Source organism: Verminephrobacter aporrectodeae subsp. tuberculatae At4 (assembly GCF_000193225.1).
In the GTDB taxonomy this organism is placed as follows: domain Bacteria; phylum Pseudomonadota; class Gammaproteobacteria; order Burkholderiales; family Burkholderiaceae_C; genus Acidovorax; species Acidovorax aporrectodeae.
The window spans coordinates 1-4,939 of the sequence record NZ_AFAL01000695.1 but is presented as its reverse complement, the minus strand read 5'-3'; the positions used below and the strand labels follow the sequence as shown (position 1 = coordinate 4,939).

At 67.0% G+C, this 4,939-nt stretch carries 5 protein-coding genes; all 5 read left to right on the top strand.

Features of this window, described 5'->3' with window-relative positions; translation table 11 throughout:
- The coding region (locus tag VTU_RS28795) for a SwmB domain-containing protein (protein ID WP_040893362.1) at positions 1 to 783 on the top strand (783 nt) is incomplete at its 5' end.
- Positions 690 to 1,109: a choice-of-anchor U domain-containing protein gene (locus VTU_RS33960; RefSeq protein ID WP_029554575.1), complete on the top strand. Its 420-nt coding sequence runs from the start codon at positions 690 to 692 to the stop codon at positions 1,107 to 1,109. The genes VTU_RS28795 and VTU_RS33960, both read left to right, overlap by 94 nt.
- Positions 1,110 to 1,200: 91 nt before the next feature.
- Positions 1,201 to 2,865 carry a trypsin-like serine peptidase gene (locus VTU_RS0119540; protein ID WP_236610807.1) on the top strand — a complete coding sequence of 555 codons (1,665 nt, stop codon included), beginning with the start codon at positions 1,201 to 1,203 and terminating at the stop codon, positions 2,863 to 2,865.
- Positions 2,866 to 2,941: 76 nt separating this feature from the next.
- On the top strand, positions 2,942 to 3,085 hold the full coding sequence (locus VTU_RS33955) for a hypothetical protein (protein WP_010107689.1): 144 nt from the start codon (positions 2,942 to 2,944) through the stop codon (positions 3,083 to 3,085).
- A gap of 109 nt (positions 3,086 to 3,194) precedes the next feature.
- A partial coding sequence (metG, locus tag VTU_RS28790) for a methionine--tRNA ligase (protein ID WP_010107688.1) occupies positions 3,195 to 4,939 on the top strand: 1,745 nt, incomplete at its 3' end.

Below are 4,939 nucleotides of genomic sequence, written 5' to 3'. Positions count from 1 at the left end.
CTGCGCTACACCGAAGGGAACAGCCTGGACGCGACGCATATCCCGTCCGCGACGGCCTTCACGGTGCGCATCGATAACGTGCTCACCGCCGTCACCGCCATCGTGGTGAACGCGCAGGACAAGACCGTGAGCCTGACGCTGGCCACCCCGGTCGCCAATGGCCAGGCGGTGAGCGTCGCCTACACCGACCCCACGACCGGCAACGATGCCAACGCCGTGCAGGACGCGGCCGGCAACGACGCGGCCACTTTCTCGGCCATGGCGGTAGACAACCGCACACCCGCACCACAGAGTCCAGCCCCATCGGCCCCACCGGCTTCGTCAGCCCCATCGGCCCCGTCCCCCTCAGCCCCGGCAAGCCCGACGGACAAGGACACCAAGGACACGGACAGCGACGGCATTCCCGGCAGCATCGAAGACCAGACCCCCGGCATTTTCGGCCCCGCTGGCGCAGCCCCCGTGGCCGGCGACGGCAACGGAGACGGCATCCGGGACAGCGCGCAGGCGGCAGTGGCATCGACCAGCGTCGTGCGCAGCCCCACCGGAGCAAGCAAGCCGGCAGGTGCGGCCAGCACCTACGTGACCCTGGTGGTCGGCAGCCAGGACGGCAAGGTCAGCCCGGACAGCGGCGCACGCATTACCCGCCTGGAGCAAAAGGCGCCCCCGCCCCATTACCCAAGGGGATGGAGATGCCCCTCGGGCTGCTCAACCTCGATGCGGCGCTGGTCGCTGGCCGCAGCAGCGAGAAGTTCAGCCTGTATCTGGACCCGGCGCTGGGCGTGAACGGCTACTGGCTCCGGGACAGCACCGGCACCTGGACCAACCTGAGCAGCGCGCCTTACGGCGGCAAGATGGCGAGCGAGGGTGGACAGCTGCGGCTGGACTTCGAGATCCACGATGGCGGACGGTTCGACGCCGATGGCCGGGCCGACGGCAGCATCACCGCCCCCGGCGCGCAGCGCGGATGCAGCTGTCCCTTGTGGGGCAGGCGTCGGACGTGGCGCATGGCGAGCTCTGGCTCTGAAGGCGGCAGTCCCCCCAGTCTCTGGCCGGGGCGGCGGCGCGAGGCGCATGCTGCGCAGCAGTTTTGTAAACATTTACATTTATAATAATTTTCTGTTGCATTTTTTGCCCAGCCCCGGGGCAAACCACATCCACAGCACGGCCATGCCAGGCGACCTGGGTGTTGCGGCGGGGCGCATGAATCAGGCTTTCCGCAAACTGTCCGCAGTGGGCGAACGCCTGGATCTGCCCAGGCAATCCACCGTGCGCAAGAACGCATATCTGCCGCAAAAAGAGAGAAAGGACGGCCCCATGTTTCGCTTTCCAATAAGAATCGCTGGCCTGTTCGCCATGCTGACGCTAGCCGCCTGTGGCGGCAGCGATGGTGATCCGGCCCCGGCCCCGGCCCCGGCCCCGGCCTCGGCCCCGGCCCCGACCTCGGCGGCAAGCGTCCGCATCGAACCCCACGACACGGGGCCACGAAGCACCGCCGAATCCACGACCCCAGCGGCGCTCCCGCGCAGCCGTTTTGTGCGGGCGACGACCGTGCGGCTCGACCCGCTGGATGAAGAGTCAGGCCTGGAAAAGAAGTCGCAAGCGGCGGCGGCCGACCAAGCAATTCCCTGGCAGATTGGCGTTCCGCGCAGCCTCGCTGCAACGGCCACCGCGCAGGGCACGCGCGCGCAACTGCGCTGGCAACCCGCCCCGGGCGGCATGCAGCGTGCATCCATCAGCTTTACCTCAGAGGGCGCATGGGGCGTGCGCCCGGGCCTGCTGGTACGCAGTCTGCCGGCAAACACCACGCTGCGTTTCTATGCGCAAGCCGGCACCGACGTGATTCAGGTCTCGGGCGACGAGGTGCTGCGCACGGTGCAGCGCAACCTGGCCGCGGGCGATACCAGCGACGCGGCGCGCACCTATTGGGTGCCCGACTTTCGCGGCGCCGAAACCACGGTGGAACTGGAACTGCCTGCCAGGGCGAATCTGGCAGAACTGGATCTCGCCATTCCCACGCTCTCGCATTTCTTCGTATCGCCCTCCAGGACGGACACAGCGTCCGTCGCCAAGGCTCTGGGGGATGGGGCCAGTTGCACCGTCGATGTGACGTGCAATGCCCAGTACCTCGACGAGAGCCGCTCCGTGGCGCTCATGACCTACGTGAGGAACGGAGCCAGTTATCTGTGCACGGGCACCTTGCTGAACGACGTCGATTCAAGCGGTATCCCCTATTTCCTGAGCGCCAACCACTGCATCTCCACGCAGGCGGAGGCGGACACGCTGACCACCGACTGGTTCCATCACGCCTCGGCCTGCAACAGCGGGGCGCTGAACGCGGGCACGCAGCGCGTCACGGGCGGCGCCACGCTGCTGCACAACGATGCCGCCACGGATATTTCCTTCATGCGCCTGAATGCACAACCTCCGGAAGGCAGCGTCTACGCGGGCTCGTACGCTGGCGTCGTGCCCCTGTCCTCGAATGTCGTCGGAGTCCACCATCCCAGGGGCGATCTGCAAAAGCTCAGCATCGGCACCATCACGGCATACAACCAGTGCATGCCGATAACATCGTCCTCCTTCTACTGCATCCCCAGCAACGCGCAGAGCGGGAAGTTCTTCTCCATCGCCTGGAATCAGGGCATCACCGAGCCGGGCAGCAGTGGTTCGGGCTTGTTCCATACCATCGACGGCTCCCGCTATCTGGTGGGGCAGTTGTATGGCGGAAGCTCTCGTTGTCGCCCCCCGTCGTCGAACCCTTTCGAGGAAATCGATCCCCCGGTAAGCTCCTCCTCCGGAAAAGACTTCTACGGCCGCTTTGACCTGCCGTTTCACAGCGTCCTGAAGAACTGGCTCAATCCCGACTGAGGATCGGGACGCTCTCCAGCCCGGACCGGCTGTGCTTCACGCCTTGAGATAGCCGGTTTTCCCCTCCAGCTAGCGCTTGCTGCGGCTGGACTTCGAGATCAACGATGGCGGACGGTTCGACGCCGACGGCACCATCACCGCCCCCGGCGCCGCAGTGCGGATGCATCTGTCCCTCGTGGGGCAGGCGTCGGATGTGGCGCATGGCGAGCTCTGGCTCTGAATGTGGCAGTCCCCCCGGTCTCTGACCGGGGCCGGGGCGGCGGCGTGAGGCGGCAGACGCGCAGCCGCCTCGCCTAGAATCGCCGGCTCCGCCCGAGAAAACCGCTCCCATGCCGCCCGCCCGCAAGCTCTTCGTCACCACCGCGCTGCCTTATGCGAATGGCAGCTTCCACATCGGCCACATCATGGAGTACATACAGGCCGACATCTGGGTGCGTTTTCAGAGGATGCAGGGCCACGCGGTGAACTTCGTGGGCGCGGACGACACGCACGGTGCGCCGATCATGATTGCCGCAGAAAAAGCGGGCAAGACGCCGCAGGCGTTCGTCGCCGACGTCGCCGCCGGCCGCAAGCAGTACCTGGACGGCTTTCACATCGGCTTCGACAACTGGTACAGCACCGACGCGCCCGAGAACCACGCACTCGCGCGCCAGATATACCGCGACCTGCGCGACCGGGCCGACGGCTCGCTGATCGAGGTGCGCCGCATCGCGCAGTTCTTCGACCCCGAAAAGAACATGTTTCTGCCCGACCGCTACATCCAGGGCGAATGCCCCCGGTGCCACGCCAAGGCGCAGTACGGCGACAACTGCGAGGTCTGCGGCGCGGTCCATTCCCCCACCGACCTGATCGACCCGTTCTCGGCGCTCTCCGGCGCCCGGCCCGAACTCAGGGACTCGGAGCATTTCTTCTTCAAGCTCTCCGACCCGCGCTGCGTGGAGTTCCTGGAGAAATGGACGCAGGACGGCAGGCTGCAACCCGAGGTGGCGAACAAGGTCCGGGAATGGTTCAGCGTGCGCAGCCTCCCGGACGGCAGCCGCAGCGAGGGCCTGGGCGATTGGGACATCAGCCGCGACGCGCCCTATTTCGGAATCGAGATTCCCGACGCGCCGGGCAAGTATTTCTACGTCTGGCTCGACGCCCCCGTGGGCTACCTCGCGTCGCTGCAGAACCTGCTGGAGCGGCGCGGCGAGAGCTTTGACGCCTACATGGCCGACCCGGCGCTGGAGCAGTACCACTTCATCGGCAAGGACATCGTCACCTTCCACACCCTGTTCTGGCCCGCGATGCTGCACCTGAGCGGCCGCAAGACGCCGGACAACGTATTCGTGCACGGCTTTCTCACGGTGAACGGCGAGAAGATGAGCAAGAGCCGTGGAACGGGGCTGGACCCGCTCAAGTACCTGCGCCTGGGAATGGACGCCGAGTGGCTGCGCTACTACCTCGCGGCCAAGCTCTCGGCGCGCAACGAGGACATCGACTTCACCGCGGAAGACTTCATGGCCCGCGTGAACAGCGACCTGATCGGCAAATACGTGAACATCGCGAGCCGTGCTGCGGGCTTTCTGAGCCGGCGCTTCGACGGCCGGTTGACGGGCGACTTCGGCGCCCCCGGCGCGGCCCTGCTGGCCGACGTGCGGGGCGCGCGCGACGCCATCGCCCGGATGTACGAGGCCCGCGAATACGGCAAGGCCACGCGCGAGATCATGCTGCTCGCCGACCGGGTGAACGCCTACGCGGACCAGAACAAGCCCTGGGACCTGGCCCGCGACGCGGCCAACGACCCGGCGCTGCACCAGGTGTGCTCGGTGCTGATGAACGCCTTTGCCGAGCTCACGCGCTACCTGGCGCCCGTGTTGCCCGGACTGGCCGACGCCGTGCAGGATTTTCTCGGGGTGAGCATGCGGCAGTGGAATGCGGAGCATGCGGTGCAGGCCATCGCGCCCTACCAGCACCTGATGCGGCGCGTGGCGCCCGAGCAGCTCGCCGCCCTGTTCGCGCCCCCGGAGGACCCCGCGCGCGCCGTGGAGGAGGGGGCCGATGGCGCGGATGGCGCGCAGCAAGGCCCCGCCCC

Coding starts and splice junctions, on each gene's coding strand:
- VTU_RS33960 (WP_029554575.1), top strand. CDS start 690: ATGCCCCTCGGGCTGCTCAACCTCGATGCGGCGCTGGTCGCTGGCCGC.
- VTU_RS0119540 (WP_236610807.1), top strand. CDS start 1,201: ATGAATCAGGCTTTCCGCAAACTGTCCGCAGTGGGCGAACGCCTGGAT.